Annotated in this window: 19 protein-coding genes and 1 other annotated feature; of the genes, 15 read left to right on the top strand and 4 right to left on the bottom strand. The window is 45.7% G+C overall.

Annotated elements, in window-relative coordinates; all coding sequences use genetic code 11:
• Nucleotides 1-401: 401 nt before the first annotated feature.
• Nucleotides 402-1,445, top strand: a complete 1,044-nt coding sequence (locus tag ACDE64_RS16750) for a diguanylate cyclase (RefSeq protein ID WP_411347571.1) — start codon at nt 402-404, stop codon at nt 1,443-1,445.
• A 195-nt stretch (nt 1,446-1,640) separates the two neighbouring features.
• Here ACDE64_RS16750 and ACDE64_RS16745 read toward each other — a convergent pair whose 3' ends face one another.
• The gene (locus ACDE64_RS16745; RefSeq protein WP_411347570.1) at nt 1,641-3,731 is read right to left on the bottom strand and encodes a molybdopterin oxidoreductase family protein; all 2,091 of its coding nucleotides are present in this window, start codon (nt 3,729-3,731) and stop codon (nt 1,641-1,643) included.
• A 353-nt stretch (nt 3,732-4,084) separates the two neighbouring features.
• Nucleotides 4,085-4,353 (top strand) — a binding site (T-box leader).
• 105 nt (nt 4,354-4,458) lie between these two features.
• On the opposite strand from ACDE64_RS16745, the gene leuS reads away from it, so the two are divergent.
• The 7 genes from leuS (at nt 4,459) to holA (ending at nt 14,859) form a co-directional block, all read left to right on the top strand.
• Nucleotides 4,459-6,900, top strand: coding sequence for a leucine--tRNA ligase (gene leuS / locus ACDE64_RS16740; RefSeq protein WP_411347569.1), 2,442 nt, complete (start codon nt 4,459-4,461; stop codon nt 6,898-6,900).
• A 161-nt stretch (nt 6,901-7,061) separates the two neighbouring features.
• On the top strand, nt 7,062-7,745 hold the full coding sequence (locus ACDE64_RS16735) for a ComEA family DNA-binding protein (protein ID WP_411347568.1): 684 nt from the start codon (nt 7,062-7,064) through the stop codon (nt 7,743-7,745).
• A gap of 23 nt (nt 7,746-7,768) precedes the next feature.
• A complete protein-coding gene (locus tag ACDE64_RS16730; RefSeq protein WP_367060314.1) occupies nt 7,769-8,269 on the top strand; it encodes a deoxycytidylate deaminase in 501 nt (166 codons plus the stop codon).
• Nucleotides 8,270-8,485: 216 nt separating this feature from the next.
• Nucleotides 8,486-11,446 (top strand): ComEC/Rec2 family competence protein, encoded by a 2,961-nt coding sequence (locus tag ACDE64_RS16725; RefSeq protein ID WP_411347567.1) that lies wholly within the window; start codon nt 8,486-8,488, stop codon nt 11,444-11,446.
• 319 nt (nt 11,447-11,765) lie between these two features.
• Nucleotides 11,766-12,314: an RNA polymerase sigma factor gene (locus ACDE64_RS16720; RefSeq protein WP_367060305.1), complete on the top strand. Its 549-nt coding sequence runs from the start codon at nt 11,766-11,768 to the stop codon at nt 12,312-12,314.
• Entirely contained in the window at nt 12,311-13,678 is a 1,368-nt protein-coding gene (locus ACDE64_RS16715; RefSeq protein ID WP_411347566.1) for a hypothetical protein, read from the top strand. The genes ACDE64_RS16720 and ACDE64_RS16715 overlap by 4 nt, the downstream gene beginning before the upstream one ends.
• Before the next feature lie 161 nt (nt 13,679-13,839).
• Nucleotides 13,840-14,859 (top strand): DNA polymerase III subunit delta, encoded by a 1,020-nt coding sequence (gene holA, locus ACDE64_RS16710; protein ID WP_411343239.1) that lies wholly within the window; start codon nt 13,840-13,842, stop codon nt 14,857-14,859.
• Between the two features lie 173 nt (nt 14,860-15,032).
• Here holA and ACDE64_RS16705 read toward each other — a convergent pair whose 3' ends face one another.
• Nucleotides 15,033-15,473 carry an Lrp/AsnC family transcriptional regulator gene (locus ACDE64_RS16705; RefSeq protein WP_411347565.1) on the bottom strand — a complete coding sequence of 147 codons (441 nt, stop codon included), beginning with the start codon at nt 15,471-15,473 and terminating at the stop codon, nt 15,033-15,035.
• A gap of 246 nt (nt 15,474-15,719) precedes the next feature.
• Between ACDE64_RS16705 and ACDE64_RS16700 the strand changes: the two genes are divergently transcribed.
• Nucleotides 15,720-16,484 carry an MBL fold metallo-hydrolase gene (locus ACDE64_RS16700; protein WP_411347564.1) on the top strand — a complete coding sequence of 255 codons (765 nt, stop codon included), beginning with the start codon at nt 15,720-15,722 and terminating at the stop codon, nt 16,482-16,484.
• Between the two features lie 116 nt (nt 16,485-16,600).
• Here ACDE64_RS16700 and ACDE64_RS16695 read toward each other — a convergent pair whose 3' ends face one another.
• A complete protein-coding gene (locus tag ACDE64_RS16695) occupies nt 16,601-17,038 on the bottom strand; it encodes an Lrp/AsnC family transcriptional regulator (protein ID WP_411347563.1) in 438 nt (145 codons plus the stop codon).
• Nucleotides 17,039-17,192: 154 nt separating this feature from the next.
• Here ACDE64_RS16695 and namA point away from each other — a divergent pair, with 154 nt between their 5' ends.
• Nucleotides 17,193-18,194 (top strand): NADPH dehydrogenase NamA, encoded by a 1,002-nt coding sequence (gene namA, locus ACDE64_RS16690; protein ID WP_411347562.1) that lies wholly within the window; start codon nt 17,193-17,195, stop codon nt 18,192-18,194.
• Nucleotides 18,195-18,259: 65 nt separating this feature from the next.
• Here the strand turns inward: namA and rpsT are convergent, their stop codons facing one another.
• On the bottom strand, nt 18,260-18,532 hold the full coding sequence (rpsT, locus tag ACDE64_RS16685; protein WP_411343234.1) for a 30S ribosomal protein S20: 273 nt from the start codon (nt 18,530-18,532) through the stop codon (nt 18,260-18,262).
• 325 nt (nt 18,533-18,857) lie between these two features.
• Between rpsT and ACDE64_RS16680 the strand changes: the two genes are divergently transcribed.
• From ACDE64_RS16680 to hrcA, 5 genes are all read left to right on the top strand, one after another.
• Entirely contained in the window at nt 18,858-19,295 is a 438-nt protein-coding gene (locus ACDE64_RS16680) for a GNAT family N-acetyltransferase (protein WP_411350324.1), read from the top strand.
• A 201-nt stretch (nt 19,296-19,496) separates the two neighbouring features.
• Nucleotides 19,497-21,311 (top strand): translation elongation factor 4, encoded by a 1,815-nt coding sequence (gene lepA, locus ACDE64_RS16675; protein ID WP_411343233.1) that lies wholly within the window; start codon nt 19,497-19,499, stop codon nt 21,309-21,311.
• A 157-nt stretch (nt 21,312-21,468) separates the two neighbouring features.
• Nucleotides 21,469-22,650: a radical SAM family heme chaperone HemW gene (gene hemW / locus ACDE64_RS16670; protein WP_411347561.1), complete on the top strand. Its 1,182-nt coding sequence runs from the start codon at nt 21,469-21,471 to the stop codon at nt 22,648-22,650.
• Between the two features lie 866 nt (nt 22,651-23,516).
• The gene (locus tag ACDE64_RS16665; RefSeq protein ID WP_411343230.1) at nt 23,517-23,987 is read left to right on the top strand and encodes an N-acetyltransferase; all 471 of its coding nucleotides are present in this window, start codon (nt 23,517-23,519) and stop codon (nt 23,985-23,987) included.
• A gap of 274 nt (nt 23,988-24,261) precedes the next feature.
• Nucleotides 24,262-25,293, top strand: a complete 1,032-nt coding sequence (hrcA, locus tag ACDE64_RS16660) for a heat-inducible transcriptional repressor HrcA (RefSeq protein ID WP_411343229.1) — start codon at nt 24,262-24,264, stop codon at nt 25,291-25,293.
• Nucleotides 25,294-25,432: the final 139 nt, after the last annotated feature.

Raw genomic sequence — 25,432 nt, 5'->3', positions numbered from 1 at the left:
GAAGCTTCGTATAGAGGCTTCTTTAGTATGAACATTTATCGTCGGCGCAACCGATATATATGGTAAGGACAGGAAGCCGTTTAGCATAATAGGATGAGAAGGTTTTTTTGATGTAAAAGATAATTTCCAAATGATCTCTTCGTAGGATAATGATGTATGAGTTAATAGGAATGTACGAAAAAGTTACATACAAATCTAACATTTTTACTGTCATTTGTCGAAACATGGAGATAGTGAAGGTTGAGAATCATGTATAATAGATTCAACAAGTCCACAATCATTATGGAGTACAGTGAGGGCGCAGCATGCAAACCATAATTCAAACGCTATTTAACAATTTGACATTTCTGACAACATTTTTATTTTTTAGTGACCTGTTTTTGAAGTTTTTTGAGAGGAAGATGGGGCGTAAAAGTATCTGGTTTGTGCCTATCCTCTATGGTTTGCTTGCCGGCGGTGTCGGCATTGCGATGATGATGTTTTTCTCGATCCGTTTTCATACGAACACGAATACGATCATTGTTGACTTTCGGCAGCTTGCTATTATGATCTCATTTTATTATGGCGGCGGTTGGAGTGGTTTGATTTCGGCGGTAATGATCGGGATTTATCGGTTATTTGCAGGAGAAACGATACAGTTCAGTTCGTGGATCGGACTGTGCAATGTTATGTTTACGTATGTGCTTACCGGAATGTGTATGAAACGTGCGCGTGAAGTATCGCTCAAAATCTGGGTACGGACGCTGATTGGTACAGTATGTATTTATGTAGTTTCAGTAACGATTGTGAACGCGTTCAGTCACTCGTATGCGCTGCATGCGTTCTACGGCATCTTTTATATGACGGCTGGACTGTTTGCTTATTATATTATCAAATACATGAAACGGGCGGATGAGACGCTGGTCAAAATGCGGGAAGCTGCCAACCACGACTTCCTGACCAAATTGTACAATCCGCGTTCCTTTGATCGTTTATTCCGTTCTACTGCGGATGATGCAGAGCAGAATAATACTTCGTTTGCGCTACTGGTTCTGGATATCGATCATTTCAAAAGGGTAAACGATCGCTACGGACATCTGAACGGGGATGTTGTGCTCGTACAGATTGCACAATTGCTGGGAGAAACTATTCGCAAAACTGATTTCTGTGCCCGCAAAGGAGGCGAAGAATTCGCTGCCATTCTCACGCCGTGCACGATAGAGGAAGCGATTGATATCGCCGAACGAGTACGCAAGCGGATTGAGGAGCATCTGTTTGTTCTGGAAGAAGGTCAGGAGATTGTGCTGACTGTCTCCATCGGCGTAAGTGGGTTTCCACAGCTGCCAGCGGATGCTTTGTTTTATGAAGCAGATCAGGCGCTATATCGTGCCAAGGAAACGGGGCGTAATCGTATCTGTGTCGCAGACGCCAACACAGAGCAGCTACATGTACCTGCGCGGGGATAAGTCACCTGTTCACCATATCGATTATATGTATGCAAAACGACCTGCTTTCTGAGCCGTAATGGACAGAAGGTAGGTCGTTTTAATGTGCGCCTGTCTTGATGTTTGCATAAGGTAAAGCGTATTGCATTGATCTTACTTATATGACCGCTACAGCATATAACTGTTACAGATCAATCATATGCTTGTGCACATACATTACAGCGAAGCTGTCTGCTCCCATTGCTCTGTCGTTTCCTCTGAAGGCTTACGTTTCAGACGTACACGACTGGAAAAGAATGTTGCGCCGCCGCCCATATCTGATAGGCGATCCGACGTTAGCGCATTCACCAGATGCTTCGGTTTGTGATCGCTGCTGTCCGCCCATAATCCCTGACTAACCACCACACCCGGCAATACCATTTCGCCTACGGTTGCTAGCAATTCGCAGGAACCATTTTCATTGGAAATGTTGACCCAATCGCCATCCGCAATTCCTTCGCGCTCTGCATCTTCCGTATGGATAAACAATTTTGGCATTTTTTCCATGCCGGTATGTTTGGCATTGTTGGAAAATGTAGAATTCAGGAAATTATGCGTCGGTCCCGGAATAAAGATATACCCGTCCTCATCCTGTTCACGCAATGGAATATACGTTGGCAGCGGTGGTAGCCCCATATGAAGCAGCGTTTCTGAATACAGCTCGACTTTGCCGCTTGGCGTAGCGAGTCGTTCTGGATAAATAGTCGGTCGATAGGCTTTGATAAATTTATGCTCGACCAGCGCGTCGTAATCGATCGTGTTAAGCCCTTCATTGGCCGGATGATCCAATGCCTGACGTATTAATTGCTCATCGCTATCATGCAGCGCTTGTTCCTCATAACCCATCGCTGTTGCTAGCAAGCGGAATACTTCGGTATTCGATTTGCTTTCTCCGTATGCTTCGATAACCGGTTCGCCAATCTGCATATAATGATGCCAATACGATGTATAGAAATCCAGATTCTCAAACGCCGAAGTCGCTGGCAAAATAATATCAGCATACGAAGCTGTTTCCGTCAGGAACAGATCATGTACGACGGTAAATAGATCCTCACGCTCCAGCCCTTGACGTACCTGACCTGCACGCGGGGCTACGACTGCGGGATTACTGCTATAAATATATAGCGAATGCACCGGCGGTTCCGTATCGTTCAACGCGCGACCAAGTTGATTCATATTAAAGGAACGCGTATTCCGTTTCTCCAGCAGATCGGGACGCTGCAACGCTTGCGCATTATGTGCCAGATAAGCAGAGTTGGAGCGGATAGCACCGCCGCCTTGCACAAGCCATTGACCGGTCAATACGGACAAGCACGTAATCGCGCGCGTATTCATACCGCCATTATCATGATGCTGCAACCCATTGCCGATGCGGATCAATGCAGGTGTTGTCTCATGATACATGTATGCCAGTTTGTATAGATCGTCCACTGGTACACCGGTAATACCGGCAACGGTAGCGGGATCGTACTGCTTTACATGCTCACGTAGCTCCTCATGTCCAATCGTATGCTGCTGCAAAAATTCCTCGTCTACTCGATGTTCCGCAAACAGAATATGCATCAGACCGAGTGCCAATGCGGTATCAGTACCCGGCAAAATAGGGATAAACCAGTCGGCAAGTCGTCCAGTCTGGTTTTTGTGCACATCGATAACGACGATTTTGGCACCTTGCTTACGGGCTTGCTGCGCTAGTGTAATCTGGTGCATATTCGTACTAACCGCATTGATACCCCAGAGAATGAATAGTTTTGTATGAACAGTATCTTCGGGATCGGCACCGATACTGCCGCCCACCGTATACTTGAAGCCTGCTCCACCGGCAGCCGTACAAATGGTACGCTCCAGCTGACTGGAGCCCATACGATAGAAGAAGCGGCGATCCATACCTTCCGCATTAATATTGCCCATATTGCCGTAGAAACTATACGGTAATATACTTTCCGGTCCATGCTCCGCGATCAATGCCTTCCAGCGCGAAGAGATCGTATCCAGCGCTTCTTCCCAACTGATGCGGGCGAATTGGCGGCTCCCTTTTGGTCCGATGCGTTTGAGCGGATGCGTCAACCGTTTTTCATCATAAATGCGTTCCGCCATATGGCGTACTTTATTGCAAATATTGCCTTTTGTAACGGGATGATCGGGATCACCAGCGATTTTGACGATCTTGCCGTTTTCTTTGTGAACGAGCAGTCCGCATTGATCCGGGCAGTCTAGCGAGCAGACAGTTTTGAATGTACCGTCAGGTTGTTCTGTATAAGCAGACATGGCTGTCACTCCTTTCCTTACTTTCCTTTAAAAATTGAGATCGGATGAGTGAATGCAGTCGTCTCATCTATAGAAGGAACGAATCGTTAGTTGAATGTAGAGGTTATAATAAAATATAAAGTAGAGTAAATAACTTGGTTTTATATGATTTATCATATTATTGTTGAATCTATCGCATTGGTCAAGTGTGCATTGGTACATATGATAGCGTGTCTGCTGTCATTGTTCAACAGAATTTGACAAAATGATAGATCCACGCCAGTCTTCCGAATATTTCTTTCATTGACTTTAGCGGCTAACTTTTTTACAATAAAATCATTGTTACAACCGGACAGGTTATGACCGGACATATGTAATGCTCAGTGAAAAGGAATAGTAATAGCGGCAAGCATGAATAGAGAGTCGACGGGTGGTGCAAGTCGATATGATGCCGATATGAACTCGCCTTGGAGATATGCGGCAACGATCTACGGAATACCAGCTCTGTCAAAACTGACAGCGATATTCTCGATTGCAACCGCATCGGCTTCCTACCGTTATCAGGAAACTAAGTGAGTGAATGGTGAAGCATGCCTGTTCACTAACTAGGGTGGTACCGCGAGATCAACCTCTCGTCCCTAGCGATTATTTGCGCTAGGGATGGAGAGGTTTTTTTATGGCTTTCGGGCAGCACACATCCGGCGCAGCGGGCGTTATAGACAGTGCATAATATGAAGGAGGAATAGGGATGACAGACAATAATACGACCTCGCAGGGCTACCGTCCGCAGGAGATCGAACCGAAGTGGCAGGGCTACTGGGACGAACATAAAACATTCAAAACGACAGAGGAACAGGACAAACCGAAGTTCTATGCGATGGACATGTTCCCTTATCCATCTGGCGCAGGGCTGCATGTTGGTCACCCGGAAGGATATACCGCAACCGATATCGTTTCCCGTTACAAACGGATGAAAGGCTTCAACGTACTGCATCCGATGGGTTGGGATGCGTTCGGTCTGCCAGCTGAGCAGTATGCAATCGATAACGGCGGTCATCCGCGTGAATTTACATTGCAAAATATTAACAACTTCCGTCGTCAGATCAAATCGCTCGGTTTCTCCTACGATTGGGATCGCGAGATCAGCACGACGGACCCGGATTATTACAAATGGACACAGTGGATTTTCCTGCAATTGTACAAAAAAGGGCTGGCTTACATCGCTGAGATTCCAGTGAACTGGTGTCCGGCACTTGGTACAGTACTGGCAAACGAAGAAGTCATCGATGGCAAAAGTGAGCGTGGGGGACACCCGGTTATTCGTCGTCCGATGCGTCAATGGATGCTGAAAATTACCGAATATGCAGACCGTCTGCTGGAAGATCTGGACGAGCTGGATTGGGCGGAAAGTATCAAAGATATGCAGCGCAACTGGATCGGTAAATCGACCGGTGCCGAAGTCAGCTTCGATATCGACGGCACAGAGGAGCAAATTCGCGTCTTCACCACTCGCCCGGACACGCTGTACGGCGCCACTTACTGTGTACTCGCTCCTGAGCACGCATTGGTAGACAAAATTACAACTGCCGAGCAACAGGATGCAGTGAAAGCTTATCAAGAGAAAGCATCCCACAAGAGCGATCTCGAACGTACCGATCTGAACAAAGACAAAACCGGTGTCTTCACCGGCGCTTATGCGGTTAATCCGGTAAATGGAGAGAAACTGCCAATCTGGATTGCCGACTATGTACTGGCTGCTTACGGAACTGGTGCCATTATGGCGGTGCCTGGACACGATACGCGTGACTGGGAATTTGCTCAGAAATTCGATCTGCGTATCGTTGAAGTGGTCGAAGGTGGAGACGTGACCAAAGAAGCCTACACAGGCGAAGGCAAGCATGTGAACTCCGGCAGTCTGGACGGATTATCGACCGAAGAAGCAATTCCGACGATGATCCAATGGCTGGAAGAGAACGGCAAAGGCGAAGGCAAAACGACCTACCGTCTGCGCGACTGGTTGTTCAGCCGTCAACGTTACTGGGGTGAGCCAATCCCGATCATCCATTTGGAAGACGGTACGATCAAGCCAGTTTCAGAAGATAGCCTGCCGCTCTTACTGCCGGATCTGGATGAGATCAAACCATCCGGTACAGGCGAATCACCGCTGGCTAATGCTACCGATTGGGTGAATACTATCGATCCAGAAACAGGATTGAAAGCACGCCGCGAAACGAATACAATGCCGCAATGGGCAGGCAGCTGCTGGTACTATCTGCGCTACATCGATCCAAACAACGATCAAGAGCTGTGTTCCAAAGAGAAGCTGGACTATTGGATGCCAGTCGATCTGTATATCGGTGGTGCTGAGCACGCTGTACTTCACTTGCTGTATGCCCGTTTCTGGCACAAAGTGCTGTACGATATCGGTGTAGTGAATACAAAAGAGCCATTCCAAAAACTCATCAACCAAGGTATGATCCTCGGTACGAACAATGAGAAAATGAGTAAATCGCGCGGTAACGTGATCAACCCGGATGATATTGTCAACGAGCACGGCGCTGATACACTGCGTCTGTACGAAATGTTCATGGGACCGCTAGAAGCAACCAAGCCGTGGAACGAGAACGGTGTAGAAGGTATGTACCGCTTCCTGGCGCGTGTATGGCGATTGTTTATTAGCGAAGATGGTAGTCTGAATCCGAAGATCGTACAAGATGGTGGCGATGATGCGTTCAAACGTATCTGGCACAAAACGATCAAAAAAGTCAGCGAAGATATGGAAGCACTGCGCTTCAACACGGCAATCAGCCAGCTGATGATCTTTATCAACGATGCGTACAAAACCGATGAATTGCCACGTCAGGCGATGATCGACTTTGTACAATTGCTGTCGCCACTGGCACCGCATATTGCGGAAGAACTGTGGAATCGTCTCGGTTATACCGACAGCATCACGTATCAGCCTTGGCCGGTATACGATGAAGCTTGGACGAATGAGTCCGAAGTGGAAATCGTAATCCAGATCACAGGCAAAATCGTACAGCGCGTCAATATCGCCAAAGATATGAATGCCAAAGACATGGAAGCATTTGCCCTGTCTCTGGAAGCTGTACAAAAAGGAATCGAAGGCAAAACCGTACGCAAAGTCATTGCTGTACCGGGTAAGCTGGTTAATATCGTAGCTAACTAATTTTACGAATACAGGTTCACACGTTAGATCAAGTGGAAGCACCACTGGACGCTCCGGCATATTGCCGGGGCGTTGTTTTATACTCACGTACATCATGTGAATGAGTACGGAGAATAATATGGGAATGCGTAAACTTCGCATTTTCAATAACAGGGGTGCAAATGATGAAAACGAAAATAATGATCGTAGCTACCATACTATCTGTACTTGGCATAGGACTTATCTGGTTTGGCGCAGCTCAGCAACCAGAACAGGGCACAGAGTGGGTGCAAGTGAACGAACGCGCAGCAGCAACACTTGAACCTTCCTCTGCTACAACACAAGCAGGAGAACAAGATTCCAATATCGAAAAAGGTTCAAGCGATCTGCTCCGTAACTCTTCATCATTAGTTGCGAATGGAGCAGATACAGGTACAGCAGGTACATCATCCAACACAGGAATTTCTGGCGTTCCAACGTCTACAGACACGAATACAGTTACATCCAAACAAGATACTATCGATACATCTACTAATGTCTCAACTATAGGCGAATCTGCTACCGGCGATCCTCATTCTTCGTCAGCAAACGCAGTTTCGTCGCAAAGCAACCAGACCAAATCATCAACCAACAGCTCAGAATTAGATACTCATTCCGCATCTTCTGTTAGCGAAGGTAAAATTAGCATCAATCGCGCCGGATTAGCGGAGCTAACTGAACTGCCCGGCATCGGTGACAAAAAAGCACAGGCAATTATTGATTATCGCAATGTCCATGGTGCTTTTCAACATGTAAACGAATTGGATAATGTCAAAGGCATCGGCAGTAAAATGCTTGCCAAGTTATTACCATATGTCAGTCTGTAAATGGATAAAGGGGGAAATACAAAATGCGTAAAGATTGGGATACGTATTTTATGGATATCGCTCATATGGTGTCCACACGCTCGCGCTGTCCGCGCCGTCATGTAGGAGCCGTTCTGGTACAGGGGAAAAAGCTACTCGGTACAGCCTATAACGGCGCACCGATGGGCGTACCAGATTGCTCGGAAGATGGTTGTATGATCTCCGAAGAGGTGGAAGTGGTCAAGGTGGATGGCGTCGAAACAATGGTCAAAAAGCAACGCTGTATTCGTACCATCCATGCCGAACAGAATCTACTACTGTTTACCGACCGCGCTGACCGCGAAGGTTCAACCGTATACGTAACCGACGAGCCATGCTGGACATGCGCTAATATGCTTGCGAATAGCGGCGTAGTCGAGATCGTCTATCATCGTAGTTATCCAAAAGACACACGCAAAGTACACGATATGATGCAGCAAAAAGGCATTATATTCCGCTCACTACAATCATACGAACCACCAAAAGAAACAGTTGTCATCGATTAATTAACAATCCGTATTAGAGCATACTGAACAATCAGAAGTTAGCCAGAATGGAAGAACCATGACTCCGGCATGCTGTACACACAGCAGAGGAACATGGTTCTTTTTCACATTTCACTAGTAGCTATACCAAGCAACAGCACCACTCTAAGCAACAATATAGATCTGAGCAATAACATAGAAGAATAGAACAACACATAGGAAAGGGACAAGTATCCAATGAATGATAGTGTACATAAAAGCAAGCGACCACTAGTAGTCGGTTTTGCTACATGGACTGCCGGTAACACATGTGCCGTATTACTGGATGAAAGTGGTTTTTGGACAGTGTTATGCGGTATATTAGTGCTTGGCGGGTTGCTATTACTGAGTTTGTATATATGGTTACCAATACGATTGGATTATCGGGGTTTGATTCTATTGGTCGTATTATTTTGTATAGCAGCCGTGTACTGGCACTGGAATGATCAGCGTAATATCAGCCAACTGCCAACATTATTACAATCTACATCTTCCAGCATGATAGAGCAGCCTACCCAAGCAGAAGGGGAAATTGCCGGTACAATAGAAATCGACGGGGATCGTGTTACGTTTCCGCTAGTATTGTATCGGTTACATCCATCGTCCAAGGCTTCATCAACCATTCCTTCGTCTACGATTGAGTTACACAAGCACGAGACAGTCTGGGTTCAGCTCAAGCTTGCAGCAGAAAAAGAATTAACAACAGCAGCACAATGGCGACGCGGAGATAGGATCCAACTCCATGGCACATGGAAAGAAGCAGGAGGCGCACGTAATTTTGGCGCTTTTGACTACCAAGAGTATTTGAGACTCAGTCATATTCATTGGATGATTGATGTGAAAGGTGCCTCGGCGCTGCGCCCATCCGATATACAATTGTCCTATTGGTCATCTATTCAGAGTCGAATTTTGCGCTGGAACGATGATACAAGGCAGCGGCTTGGACTACAAGTACAGCGTATATTTCAACCGCTCGATAGTGGTTATATGGAAGGCTTACTGATCGGTTTAACCGATGACATCGATGCAGAGACGTTTGCTTCTTTTTCAAGACTCGGATTAACACATATTCTTGCGATTTCAGGATTGCATGTAGCGATCTATGCTGGTTTGTTATTATGGATGCTGCGTGCAATGCGATTGACTAAGGAGACAGCATGTTATATCGTCATGTTGCTGCTGCCGATATACGTCTTGCTTACCGGAGCATCTCCATCTGCGATTCGTGCCGGTTTGATGGGCATGATCGGATTATATCTGGCAGGACGTGGACAGTTAAAAGATGGATTACATATTTTATGTGCAGTTGGATGGAACATGTTGCTATACGAACCGTATTATTTGCTCAACATTAGCTTTCAGTTGTCATTTATCGTAACGGCAGGCTTGATTATATATGTTCCGTTATTCATGCCGCTGTTGAGTAGATTGCCTTTTAAACTGGCTTCGGCGTTATCCGTAACGATTGTTGCGCAATTGATATCGTTTCCGCTAACGATTTATTATTTTAACCAGTTTTCGCTGCTATCGTTTGTTGCTAATTTTGTGCTGGTGCCTGTATCCAGTATTCTTGTGTTGCCTATTGGCACGCTTGCGCTGGCGGTCAGCTATATCTGGTTTCCGGCAGGATATTGGCTTGGACATGCAGTGTCTTGGCTAAATAGTTGGTGCTTTATACTAATCGATTGGCTTGATCATGTACCATATATGTTAAGTATCTGGTCGTCGCCGGGGATTGTAGGTATGTTAAGTTATTACGCATTGTTATATATTACATTACGCTGTTTCCGCGATATTCATCATTGGCTTGAACAACAAGTGATGAGTCAGCACATCGTCCGTCAGCATTCACAAGTATCCAAAGTACAACCAGCAGTACAACCAGCAGTACAACCAGCAGTACAACCAGCAGTACAACCAGCAGTACAACCAGCAGTACAACCATCCCCTTTGCGACCGCCATTTAGTAAAGTTTCAGTTGCCAGATTATTCTGCAAACGCGGTATTCACTGGCAGATTCCATGGTTGCGCAATAGACTGCTGATCATGCCTGTATTCGGCTGTATACTCATCATTATGCTGAACAGCTGGTACAACGCATCCCCATATCAATCGAATCATGAGGCACTATTACAATTTCTCGATATCGGACAGGGAGACAGTATTCTGATCACGACGCCAGATCAGAAGCATATTCTAGTAGATGGCGGAGGTACTGTTCGTTTTCGCAAACCAGGCGACGAATGGCGTGAGCGTAAACAACCGTACGAAGTTGGTGCCAAGCTAGTTGTACCTTTGCTCAAAAAACGCGGTGTTCATCAGCTGGACGCAATCATTTCCACACATTGGGATCAGGATCATGCGGGTGGACTGCTGGCGGTAGCAGATCAGATACCAGTGAAGCAGTTTATTTTTAATGGCACATTGCCGGATGACGATAAGCAAAATAAACTCATTCAGACTTTGCTGGATCGCCATATTCCCATGTACGCCGCGTCATCAGGTCTGCAATGGAAGCCAGACCCGGATACTACACTGATTTTTCTGGCGCCCGCCTTATCCACTAGTTCCACTACACTGACAAACGAAAAAATAAAGTTTTCACAATCATCTGCGATTTTGAATACAAATGTTCAAAAGAACACGCAGAATACACATGATTCTATTACTATAAAACCTACAGCTCATCCTGTAGCTAGTCTACTTCCGCGCAAGGAAGACCAAAATCTATATTCCGTTGTCTTTATGCTGGACATATACGGACGTCATTTTCTATTTACAGGCGATGCCAACTTTACAGAGGAACGCTCGATTCTAAATGAATGGGATCAAGTATCAGCTACTAATACAGCTCACAATAATACTACTGATTCCATGGCAGCATCGCTCATTTCTGCGCCGATTGATGTGCTCAAAGTCGGTCATCATGGCAGCAAAACATCCACTTCACCGGAATGGTTATCCTACTGGCAACCGCAAATGTCTGTGATTTCAGCAGGTGTCAACAACATCTACGGTCATCCTAAAAGTGAAGTGCTGGATCGTCTGCATGATGTCGGTTCTACTATTTTTCGGACAGATCAGCAGGGCGAGATTCAGATGCTAATTGATAAAAACGGCAACATGCAGACCCGTACCCTGCTTCATTCGCCGCAATGATGCTTGAATTTTATATATGTATTATCGCAAATCTGTTTGAATGCATCCTATCGCTGTCGTACAGAAGATGACGAATAGAGCGGATTTTGGTATCCTAGATACATCTGTATCACGTTTCGACATATGACCCGGAAAACGTTGATTTTAGGTAGTCCAAATGCAGCCCGGATTCGTATGATTCCTACATAGGGTAAGTGTTTGTAATAGCGTTTTGCGGCACTTACCGCTTTGAATCAATAAATTGAAATTATTTTAACAAACACTGCAACAATCGGGGCGCCGTTTGCGTCTAGGAGTTGTAAGGAGAGGGGGATCCTCCGTGGTGGAGCAGGGACTCATCAAGGCCGCCCAAGAGGGAGACCGAGATGCTCTAATCACCCTATTAAGAGAGATAGAACATCATGTGTACAAAACAGCTTACTACATTTTGAACAATGAACAGGATGCTCTGGATGCGGCTCAAGAGGCGTTAATTCGCATCTATACCAAAATTGGTTCCTACGAAGAAAAAGCGCAATTTAAAACTTGGGTGCAACGGATTGTTACGAATATCTGCATTGATAAATTCCGTCGAAGCAAGCCGACGGTTTCGATTGAGGAACATGAGATGGTGTTTGAAGGTCATGACGATGTGGAGCAACAGGTGATGCGTACCTATACATCCAAGGATGTACAGGAAGCGATTAACCAGCTGCCTGAGCATCATCGAACAGTGATCGTACTGCGCTATATTCAGGATTTATCCTACAACGAAATTGCGGATTGCCTGGATTTACCTCTGAACACGGTAAAATCGTATTTATTTCGCGCGCGCCAGCAACTACAAAGTCTGCTAGCAGACTATGAGAAAGGAGGATTGATTGGATGAAACGTGAAGTAGCGGAAGAATGGATGAGCCGCTATTTGGACGGGGACCTGGGCGCGGAAGACAGCAAAGCTTTATTCCGTTATATCGATGAAAACCCGGATGCAGCAGAGACATTTCGGATCATGACCGCTTTGTCACTGCGTTTGGAAAAATTGCCTGATGTAAAACCAAAGTACAGTCTGGTGGATGCTATTTTGCCGCAGTTGGATCAATTGGATGCAGAACGACGCTCCGAAAGTGCAACAGAGATCGGTATTATGGAACCACAGCAAGACGAACAGGATGAACTGGCACAGCGTCGTCGTCAGCGTGGGAACTGGCGTGATCGTTTGCCGGTGCGTACAATCGGGGGGATTGTTGCCGCCGGTGTGGTACTTGGTATTTCTATTGCGAGTTATGAACCGAAGACCCTTACGGATGCGGGATCGCCTGCATCGCCATATAGCTACAATCAGGAGAACGCGACTGAAGAGAATGGCAGTGTAAGCAACCCGGAAAAGAAAGAGCCTTCGGTAGACTCGACCAACAAGGAAGAAGATCAGAAGCAAGCCGATAAGCAAAAGGAACCGTCCAATGCAACGGATACAGGAAGTTCATCCAATGAGCCTTCTGACGGACAAACTTCAACAAAGACTCCTTCCACTTCAGACACAACGAAGAATAAGGAGAACAACACGAACACGACTCCTCCGTCAAGCGAGTCAACCGGTAATCACAGTCAGTCGCAGGAACCGTCTACAGACAAGCGCGGTGGTGTTCCTTCGACAGGCAATACGGACAGCGGCTCGACGACAAAGTCGAACAGCAATGACAAGTCGACTGAGCAGCAAGAGACAGCTACACCTTCGACTTCTACAGATCAGGGGAATAGCAGTTCAGGCAAAACAGATTCGTCCACATCTGGAGGAACCGACTCTACATCAACAGATCCGGAAGCTTCCGGTACAGATGAAGAAGCAGGCATTTTGTCTACTCCAGAAGCGCAGCCAAGCCTGGTTGCGCCGGATACGGGCTCCACATCGACGGGAACAACAGATTCACCGTCAACGAATTCATCGTCTGGTACGACAGGTACACAGGGCAGCGATACACCTTCTACTAACTCTGCTGACGTGACTATGCCCAAAACAGAGCAAGAATGGAAATCGCCAACTGAAGATTATACCGTTGTACTGACTACGCAAAATACACTTCGTTTGGACAGCATCGCAGCTGACAATGTGAATGGTCGCAGTGTCGTATCCTCGATTCCGCTCAAAGGAACATGGATCAGCGGCAAATGGTCAGATGATGGCAAAGTATTTACGTATCAGGTGAACGAGAACAACATCAGCAAAACGTACAAAATTACAGTTGGTAACTAATTTACCGTCATCAGCGATGATGTAGGTAGCATTCAGCGCCGACATAAGGACTTTCCGGATCACATATCGGAAAGTCCTTTATTGTTTTGCATCGTGTCTTCTCTTTGCGGTAATCCATTTTTCCGTTACAATACATATAGTGAAGTCAGGAGGAACGTGGAATGGATTTGAAAACAGCAAGTAAGGATATTCAAAATAATAATCCGGCATCCATTTATGTATGTTATGGATCAGAAAAATATAGAATTAGCGAGTTTATCGATTTTGCGATTCAGCAATTGATTGAACCAGAGCATCGTGATTTTGCGCTTGCTCGTTACGATTTGTCCGAGACGGCACTAGAAACGGTACTGGAAGAAGCAGAGGAGATTCCGTTTATGGTGCCGCGCAAGCTGTTGATTATACGAGATTCATCCGTGCTTACAGCAGGCAAGGATAATAGCAAATTGGAGCATCGTGCTGAAGCTTTGCTTCGCTATATGGAGGAACCGGTTGATTATTCAATCTTATTATTCTGGGTCAATGGCGAAAAGCTGGATGAACGGAAAAAGGTCGTCAAAGCGCTGAAAAACAAAGCCTGTATATTGCCATTTCAGCCTATGGGCGCAGAAGAATTGCTCACATGGCTCATCCGTCATGCCAAAAAGCAAGAATGCGAATGCTCCAAAGCGGCGGCTGAAGCACTGGTACAATCGGCGGGTACGGGGCTGGGGATTTTATCTGCGGAAATGGACAAGCTATGTCTGCATGCTGGACGCGGTGGTACCATTACCGAAGATGATGTGCAAAAGCTAGTTGCCCGCAGCACAGAACAAAATGTATTTATTTTGGTGGAGCAGATCGCGGCGGTACGATTGGAGCAGGCACTGACGATCTTTTACGATTTGTTGAAGCAGCGTGAAGAACCGATCAAGATTGCGGCGCTCATTGCCCGCCAATTCCGTATTATGTTGCAGGTCAAAGAATTGGCTGGGCAAAATTATTCGCAGCAACAGATGGCTTCTCAGCTGGGGCTACATCCGTATGCTGTCAAAATTGCTGGTGAACAGGCACGCAAATTTGAAGTGGGCAAGCTGCGCTCTATTATTGCTCATCTGGCACGATTGGATTACCAGATGAAGACCGGAGCGATTGATAAAGTGCTCGGTCTGGAAATGTTCCTGTTGCGGCTTGGTGCATAGACTGGTGCAGCACCTATATGTGAAGGTATTGCATAAGTTAACGATTTGCGTCGATTCGTTTCTTTTATAAATGACTTAGAACAGGTATGCTACAAAACATAGATCGAAACCATATGTGAAAAGCCCGAAAGCGATGGAATGACAGGACACTCCAACGTTTCCGGGCTTTTCGTTTACTTAAACTGCTCCACCGACAAGCTTAATTTGAAGTTGCCATACTGCAACAAAGAATCCAGTAGTTGATTCAGATCGCTCATGGAAGCAGCATGAACTCGCATCCAATAACAACCTTCCCCACTAATCCGATGCACCTCGTGAACTGCATCTTGCTGACGAACATGCTCCAGAAAAGAGGAATGCGAGGAGGCGGAGTTCATATACAAAATCACAAAGCCTTGAATCCCTTGTCCAAGTGCCGCCGGATTCCATTTGACCGTGTAACCTTCAATCACGCCCATATCCTGCAATTTGCGAATACGCTGCCCGACCGCTTGTCCAGATAGATGAACCAGCTCGCCGATATCTTTATGAGAACGAGCTGAATTTACAATTAATTCATGTAAAATACGCAGATCCACTTCATCTGCTCCTAGCATATAGTTAGAAAGATTCATAACCGATAGACTCCTTTGATAAACAGGTTAATAACATGACATCCAATAGCTAATACGAAGTAAGAAATGATACTTAATCTTATTTGCTTTCAGCGTGAAAGTAAATTCATGATTATACGTTCAGCTGACGCTGTTGGGCTTCGTGTTGATTATTTTATAATGAGAATAGCTCAAGCAACAATACCAAACAACAATATCGTATCATGTGTACCGCAGGGCGATATGAATTGGAAAAGGAGTAATATCATGAAAATTCAATTGATCCGCAATGCCAGCCTATGGTTGGAATACAATGGAGTTCATCTGTTCATAGATCCGATGTTAGGAGAGCAAGGAGCTTATCCGCCGATTACGAATTCGGAAAATGAACGGCGCAACCCGCTAGTATCATTACCGGGAGCGCTGCAACAGTGGAGCCAGCCAGATGTGATTGTGCTAACACATCTGCATAATGATCATTGGGATGCAGCAGCGATGGAAGCACTAGATAAACAGATTCCAGTATGGTGCCAACCGGGGGACCGTGACCGCATTGTAGAACGGGGATTTATTCATGTTACCGAGATTTCGGAAAACCAGCAGTACAAAGGCATTCAATTGCATCGTACTACTGGTCATCATGGAACCGGTGAGATTGGGGAGAAGATGGGCAATGTGTCAGGCTTTGTCTTTCAGTCGGAACACGAGCCAGTGTTGTACATTGCCGGGGATACGATCTGGTGTAAGGAAGTGGAGCAGGCATTGGAGGATTACCAGCCGGATATTACAATTGTAAATGCTGGCGCTGCTCAGTTTGTCGGTAGCGACCCTATTATTATGGATCAATATGATGTGCAACAGGTTTGTAAGCATGCTCCCGATAGCCAAATCATTGCTGTGCATATGGAAGCGATCAATCACTGTTTACTCACGCGCAAACAGCTGGCTGACTTTGCAGAGGAGCATGGACTAACCAAACAACTCGTCATTCCACAAGATGGAGAGCAGTTGGAGTATACATCACCACGCTGATGAGTACGGATCACAGGAATAGGTTGCTCAAGCTTATACACTGACATTGATAACGTTCTATCCTATGAAGCCGAAATGGTCTTTTGATGATATTCACAAAAGACCATTTCGGCTATTTATGCTTCTATATTCGGAATCAATGGTTTGTATTCAACGGGGGTAGACATCACGATTAGCGTGACGGAATCGCCATATTTGCCACAGGTGTTGGTGAATGTTTCGAGTGTTTGCAATGACTCCGTAACGACTTTTAACAAGAAATTATACTGTCCGCTAATTCGGTGACACTCCATTAGATCAGGTGATTGTTTGCAAAATTCAACCAGACCTTCACAGTCTTTGGTCAAAAACATCAGGTACGCTGTAATCTTTTTATCAATGTCGGCTGGTGAGATGACAGCCTGATAATGATGAATAATACCGCGATCTTCCATTTTGTGAACACGGTCAGTGACCGCAGGTTGGGAGAGGCCGACGAGATTGCCCAGCTCTTTCATCGAAATTCTGCCCTGCTGTTGAAGCAGTTCGATCATTTTTTTATCAGTATGGTCCAATAGATCAACTCCTTTATATAATATGGTTTTATGATTACTATTCCTCATTATATCATGTGAGATGTAGCAAACTCCTTTATTTATCTATTCAGCAAATCGGCTGATTTTTTTAAACTAAAGAGGTTACGTTATACGAATGAAGGAGTGGTTTGAGATGAGTTTGCTGTTGAGTCCATACACGATTCGCAATATGACTATGAACAATCGGGTGATGATGTCACCGATGGGAATGGTATCGGCACAGGAAGATGGCAAGGTGAATGATTGGCATATGCTACATTATGGTGCTAGAGCACTTGGGCAGGTTGGATTGATTATGCTGGAAGTGTCTGCTGTAGATAAACATGGCAAAGATTACGGTTCGCTTGGGATATGGGAAGATGCGCAAATGGAAGGGATGCGGCGGCTAGTATCTCTTTTACAGGCACAGGGGTCCAAAGTGGGCATTCAACTATGGCATGCTGGTCGCAAATCGGATATACCGGGTCATGCGGTGTCTGCCTCTGGTTTGTCGCATGGAGATCAAGATAGCCGGGCTTTAACGATTGCAGAAATCCAGCAGACGATTCAACATTTCCGTGAGGCTGCCATTCGTGCAGTGAAAGCAGGATTTGACGTAATTGAACTGCATGCAGCGCATGGTTATTTGTTAAATGATTTTTTGTCGAGTTATACGAATCGGCGTACCGATGCTTATGGTGGAACGGTGGATAAACGCTATCGATTGCTGTCGGAAGTAATTGCAGCTGTACGCGATGTATGGGAAGGTCCATTGTTTGTAAGGGTATCGGCGGATGAGTATGGGGAAGAGGGGAATCGGATTGAGCATACGGTGCAATATACGAACAGGATGAAGGAGCAGGGGGTTGATCTGATTGATGTGAGCAGTGGCGGCGTATATCCTGACAAACCGAATGTATATCCGGGTTATCAGGTGCCGTATGCCGAAGCCATTCATCGGCAATCGGATATAGCTACAGCAGCGGTCGGCTTGATTACGACCGGAACGGAAGCGGAAGCGATTTTGAATAAAGGACAAGCAGACGTGATTGCCATCGGACGAGCATTGCTACGTGATCCATTCTGGGTTCGCACGGCAGCACTTCAATTGCATGAGTCCATTCTAGCACCGCAGCCATACCGGGCAGCATGGTAAATCGAATATAAACACAATAAACCCCTGAGCGGATAACCGTTCAGGGGTTTATATGAAAGGCAGCATTAAGCTTGGCTGGAAAGAGCGTTCAGTTTCTTAGCCAGACGAGATTTTTTACGAGCAGCTGCGTTTTTGTGGATGTGACCTTTAGTTACAGCTTTATCCAGACTTTTGGAAGCAGCAGCAACAGCAGTTTTTGCATTTTCAGCATCGTTATTCACAAGTGCAGTATCTGCAGTTTTTACGCTAGTGCGCAGTGCGGATTTTTGAGCCGCATTCAGAGCACGACGTTTTTCGCTAGTTTTTACACGTTTAACCGCGGATTTGATGTTAGGCATTACATTCACCTCCTGTAAAGCATATACGAATCATCGTTAAGACTCACAACTCTAAATATATTATCATGTTATATTCAGTTTTGCAATATAAATTGCTGCTTGTTTCTGATTGGGAATATATGGTTGAAAAAGCAAAGCTGAAAATAAAGAGAATCAAAGTAAGATATCTAGTAATATCAATATCGTTTTGTTGTATTTGCAATAAAATTGCATTATGATAAATCGTAATTTGGTAGATGATAAACGTTTCGTCAACTTATCTTTCCTAACATTAGAGTACGTACAGAAAGGGAGCAAATGAATGAACCATTCACATTCGACTGATATTGATCTGCAAATTGTGATGACAACTGAACAGCTGGAAGCAGCCAAACAGATTCGCCAACATGTATTTGTGGAGGAGCAAGGCGTCCTATTGGCGGACGAGTTTGATGATCATGATGTATTGGATGCGCCATGCGTGCATGTACTAATTTATTATCAACAGCAGCCTGCGGGTACAGGACGATGGCGGACAGTAGATGGAACCGCCAAGTTAGAGCGCATCTGTCTGCTGCCAGAATATCGACAATATGGACTGGGACGTATATTGATTCAAGGGTTGGAACAACAGGCGATAGCGGAAGGGCTACGGCATTTTCAACTGCATGGACAAAGTCAGGCGGCTCCCTTTTACGAAAAGCTGGGTTATCGTATATTCTCGGCGGAATTTCTGGAAGACGGTATCCCGCATGTATGGATGATTCGCGAAGTGGGCGAGTAAAGAGGAGCAGGGAAACAACGTGCAGAAACGAAGAAATACAGCGTAGTTATTCAGATTACAACTGTTTTGAATTCCTTTTTGTAATGGGATTGCTGGGGAATCGCCCAACTGCTATAATAAATTGATTAATGGGAATGGTTAACCTTTCATACAGGACCGGACCATCAGCATTATATTTCAGGCTTATGTTGGGGGTAAGGCATGACTGATATTTCAGCAAGACAGGAAAAAATACGTAATTTCTCTATTATTGCGCATATTGACCACGGAAAGTCCACACTGGCGGACCGTATTCTGGAGTATACCGGCGCACTGACTTCTCGCGAAATGCAGGAGCAGGTACTGGACCAGATGGAACTGGAGCGCGAGCGCGGAATTACAATCAAATTGCAGGCAGTTCGTTTGACATACAAGGCCGATGACGGCGAGGAATACCTGCTCAATCTGATCGATACACCGGGACACGTCGACTTTACGTACGAGGTTTCCCGCAGTCTTGCTGCCTGCGAAGGCGCACTGCTGGTTGTCGATGCGGCTCAGGGTATTGAAGCCCAGACGCTGGCGAACGTGTATCTGGCACTGGATAACAATCTGGAGATTCTGCCGGTCATTAACAAAATCGACCTGCCAAGTGCAGACCCGGAACGTGTCAAACAAGAAGTAGAAGATGTAATCGGACTGGATGCCAGTGAAGCAGTACTTGCTTCTGCCAAAGCGGGCATCGGGATCAAGGAGATTCTGGAACAGGTTGTACAGAAGGTGCCTGCACCGACTGGCGATCCGTCCAATCCGCTGAAAGCGCTGATCTTCGACTCACACTATGATCCATACAAAGGGGTTATCATTTACTCCCGGATCGTGGATGGTAAGATCAAAGCAGGCTCCAAAATCAAAATGATGGCAACTGGTAAAGAATTCGAAGTTATCGAAGTCGGTGCTTTTATGCCACGTATGACGATTGTCGATGAACTGAATGTCGGCGATGTCGGCTTTATCGTTGCTGGTATCAAAACGGTTGGCGATACGCGTGTCGGTGATACGATTACCGATGCCAAAACGCCAACGACCGAAGCACTGCCGGGTTATCGTAAAATTAACCCGATGGTATACTGCGGTCTGTATCCGATCGAATCGTCAGATTATGTTGATCTGCGTGAAGCATTGGAAAAATTGCAATTGAATGATGCGTCTCTGAGCTTTGAGCCAGAATCTTCAAGTGCACTCGGCTTCGGTTTCCGTTGCGGTTTCCTTGGTTTGCTGCATATGGACGTGATTCAGGAGCGGATTGAGCGCGAGTTTAACATTCCGCTGATTACGACAGCACCGAGCGTTATCTACCACGTTACACTGACAAATGGCGATGTTCTGACGATCGATAACCCGTCAAACTATCCAGAAGTCGGTCGTATTGAATACGTGGAAGAGCCATATGTGAAGGCATCCATCATCGTACCGAATGATTTTGTCGGAACGGTTATGGAGCTGTGCCAGACCAAACGTGGTGAGTTTATCAATATGGAGTATCTGGATACGACGCGTGTAACGATCACGTATCAGGTGCCGCTGTCCGAGATCGTGTACGATTTCTTCGACCAGTTGAAATCAAGCACGAAGGGGTATGCGTCGTTTGACTACGAGCTGTCTGGTTACCGCAAATCGAATCTGGTGAAAATGGATATTCTGCTGAACGCCGAACAGGTCGATGCACTGTCCTTTATCGTTCACCGTGATCGTGCGTATCATCGTGGACGCGTCATCTGTGAAAAGCTGCGCGAATTAATCCCACGTCAAATGTTCGAAATTCCGATTCAAGCTTCAGTCGGAACCAAAGTCGTTGCTCGTGAAACGGTAAAAGCAATGCGTAAAAACGTCCTTGCCAAATGTTACGGCGGCGATATTTCCCGTAAGCGTAAGCTACTGGAAAAACAAAAAGAAGGTAAAAAGCGCATGAAGCAAGTCGGTAACGTAGAAGTGCCACAGGAAGCATTTATGGCAGTGCTGCGCATCGACGATTAGATGCTAGCCGAGTATACACGATGGATCAAGCAGGGAAGGCCCGACAACGGGCTTTCCCTTTTGTCCATTATTGAGATTAGAATCAATCCATCTAATAATGAACAGTCCCCGGTACGATTGCCGGGTTTACAATAGACTGACGGGGAGGAAACCGGTCATGAATACAGCAACCCATACAGACGCGCCCCGTGCAATATATGTGCACATTCCGTTCTGCACCAATAAGTGCTTTTACTGTGACTTTAATTCTTACGTTCTAAAAGATCAGCCAGTGATGGATTATTTGCGGGCTTTGGATCGTGAGATGGAATATACGGTACAACAGACACCACCGGGCGTGATCGATACGATCTTTGTCGGTGGAGGTACACCAACTGTCCTGAAAAATGATGAAATGGAATACTTTTTGCAAAGTTTGCGCCGTCATTTCCCGAACTGGTCGGAGGATATCGAATTCACGATGGAAGCCAATCCGGGTACAACGGATGCGGACAAGCTGGCGATTATGAAAGCAGGCGGCGTGAATCGTGTTAGCTTTGGCGTACAGGCTTTTCAAAATGAACTGCTGACTGGCATCGGACGGATTCACAATACAGATGATGTATATCGCAGTCTGGAAAATGCGCGCAAAGTCGGTCTGAACAATCTGTCGATCGACCTGATGTTCGGATTGCCGAATCAGACGCTGGATATGCTGTCATACAGTGTGGATCGCGCCTTGGAGCTGGATCTGCCGCACTACTCGATTTACAGCTTAAAAGTAGAAGAAAACACGCTATTCCACACCCTGTTCCAGAAAAATCAGCTGCCACTGCCAGATGAGGAATCTGAGCTTAACATGTATTTGCTGCTGATGGATAAGATGAAGCAGGCAGGCTATGAGCAATATGAGATTAGTAATTTTGCCAAGCCAGGGTACGGTAGTCGTCATAATATGACCTACTGGCGCAATGAGGATTATTACGGACTCGGTGCTGGTGCGCATGGATATGTACATGGCAAGCGTCATATTAACATCAAAGGTGTAAATCCGTACAATGACGCTGCTGCGACGCGTTTGCCACGTCTGGATGCGTCCGAGATTGATCGTGATGAGGCGATGGAAGATTATATGATGGTCGGTCTACGCATGCTGGAAGGTGTGTCCAAGGAACGGTTTGCCCGTCAATTTAACGGGGAACAGCTGGATGATGTGTTCCGGGTGCAATTGGACAAGCTGCTCAAGAACGATCTGCTACAACCGACCGAGGATGGCTATCGTTTGAGTGAAAAAGGCTTGCTCTTCGGTAACGATGTATTTGGCGAGTTTGTAGGCAGTCTGGTGCAGGAACACGCGTAACATAATAGGACTAGACAAAGATTTGACCGTTAAGCATAATTACTGCGTAGACGCAGACGCAGACGCAGACGCAGACGCAGACGCAGACGCAGACGCAGACGCAGACGCAGACGCAGACGCAGACGCAGACGCAGACGCAGACGCAGACGCAGACGCAGACGCAGACGCAGACGCAGACGCAGACGCAGACGCAGACGCAGACGTAGACGCAGACGCAGACGCAGACGTAGACGCAGACGCAGACGTAGACCGTGTAGGCGGTAAACAAATAGGTAAAAGAAGGCGCTGACCGTATAAGGTTGGCGCCTTCTTTATTTTGATGCGAGCTAGTTCAATATTGGGATGATGTATATCCACATACCAAAGCCGCAATATCCATCCAAACAGAACATTTTTATGTTGTGAATCATATTATTGATCACTCTGCTCATACTGACAAAAAATAGTGATACTAATACATACACGTAGAACTGAATAATTTTCATTTATCTGTGTAATGTATACGTATTCCCTTTTAAAGATGAATAAAATACAGTCATCTCGATTTAGTTTGCTATTCAGCTAGATAGAAAAATAATCAAAAATACATTAGGAAATAACATTGCAAATATAGATTTTCCATAGACATAGCAAGGTTTTGTTTATATAGTATATACTTCAAAAAAACTCTAAACATTTTCGCGTAACCTATTGAATTTTCATTTGCTATGATGTATATTTATACGTATTCGTTTCACAAAAAGATAACATTGCTGTGAACATTTAAAATGGCGAAAACAAAACGCACGAAAATAAAACGTAGGTAAACGGACCATTGATCATACCATGTGACAGATCCGCAACGCCGCAACGGGGAGGAACGTATCATGCATGCTGTCGTCACTTGCAGAGCAGCCGTACCAGCAGATGTAGAAGCACTTTATCAATTAATATCGGGATATGCCGAGCGAGGCATCATGCTGCCACGTTCACGCGATGTGTTGCATCGTCAATTGGAGCATTTCGTTATTGCTGAACTTGATGGTGAGCTAGTAGGCTGCGGTTCGTTATGCAAATTGGGACCAGAGCTGGTCGAGATTCGTTCGCTCGGTATTTCCGAAGGGCACAAAGGTCATGGCATCGGTTCGCGTCTGGTTGATACATTGATCGAGCAAGCAGCTGCCAAAGGCTTGCGCAAAGTCATGGCGCTTACGTATGAAGTTTCGTTTTTTAAAAAGAATGGTTTTGAAGTCGTACAGACTAGCATTTTCCCGGAAAAGGTATGGGCAGATTGCCGTCATTGTCCGAAGCAGGACAATTGCGACGAGATTGCCGTACTGAAAGTGTTGGATATATAAACATTGAAAAAAGCCGCTATATATAACGGCTTTATACGATATGACAGAACAAGCTCGATGACAGTGCATCTCCTTGCTGTTGTCGGGCTTGTTTGTTTTCTGAAATAGATATCGCAAAAATACCAAACCGACTTGACAATAAAGTCGTCGATTTGGTATTTTTGTATTAGTCGTTAGCACTCATTGAAGTTGAGTGCTAACGAAAAAATGAATGTTCGATGTACAGGCATGTATTCTAGTTTTACCATATCACCATTCAAGAGGAGGGAACCTCATGTTAACCGAGCGTCAAAAAATGATTCTGAACGCAATTGTGGATGATTACATTCGTTCGGCAGAACCTGTCGGGTCCCGCAGCATATCCAAGCGCGGAGATGTAAATTACAGCCCGGCTACGATTCGCAATGAGATGGCCGATCTGGAAGAACTGGGATTTTTGGAGCAGCCGCATACATCCGCTGGACGTATTCCTTCCAATAAAGGATACCGTTATTATGTCGATCACATGTCGCCGATTCAGGCAGTCAATGTGGGCGAGGTAAAAGAGCTGAAGCGCTTTTTTACTGAGAAGCTTAATGCCGCGGAGCAGATGATGCAGCATACCGCGATGGTATTATCGCATGTGACGAACTATACTTCTATTTTACTGGGGCCGGAAGTATTCCATACTTCCTTACGCCACTTCCAACTGTTGTCGCTGGATGATCAGAATGCGATTGCCATTCTGGTGACAAGCACCGGACAGGTCGAGAATCGCAAAATCCGTATTCCTGACAATGTATCGGCTTCCGAACTAGAGCAGATGGTCAACCTGCTTAACAGTCGGTTGGTAGGCGTGCCTTTATATAAACTGAAAACCCGTATCTTCTCCGAAATTGGCGAGGAAATGCAGCGTCATCTGGAGCATTACGAAGATATGATGACTGCGCTAGAAGGCGCATTTGGTCACGAGCAGGAACAGAAGATTTTCCTAAGCGGTGCAACCAATATGCTGATCCAACCAGAATTCAAAGATATGGACAAAGTCAAAAACATTCTTGATCTTTTGGGAGAAACACCGACGCTAACTCGTCTTATGACAGAAGCATCCAATCCGAATGGAATTCAGGTTCGGATCGGTGCCGAGAATGCGCATGAAGCTTTTGAGAATTGCAGTCTGATTACCGCCACATATGAATTGGATGGCGAATCGCTAGGTACGATCGGTATATTGGGACCGACGCGGATGGAATATGCACGCGTGATGGGCATATTGAATATGCTGTCTCATGATATGACTCGTATTTTGAAGCAGTGGTATCGTTAATTGTTCTCTCTACAACAAGATAACATTCGCTGATTGGATGAATCAGAAGCTGCATAAATGGTTATTTTAGCAGGCAGGAACCTTTTCGCTCATAGGAACGTACAAGCTCATAGCGGATGGGACTCAAGCCCGGTATTTA

This window comes from Paenibacillus sp. WLX2291 (genome assembly GCF_046603665.1).
Lineage (GTDB): Bacteria > Bacillota > Bacilli > Paenibacillales > Paenibacillaceae > Saccharibacillus.
Note: the sequence above shows the minus strand (reverse complement) of the source record. Positions and strands in the feature narration are given on the sequence as shown.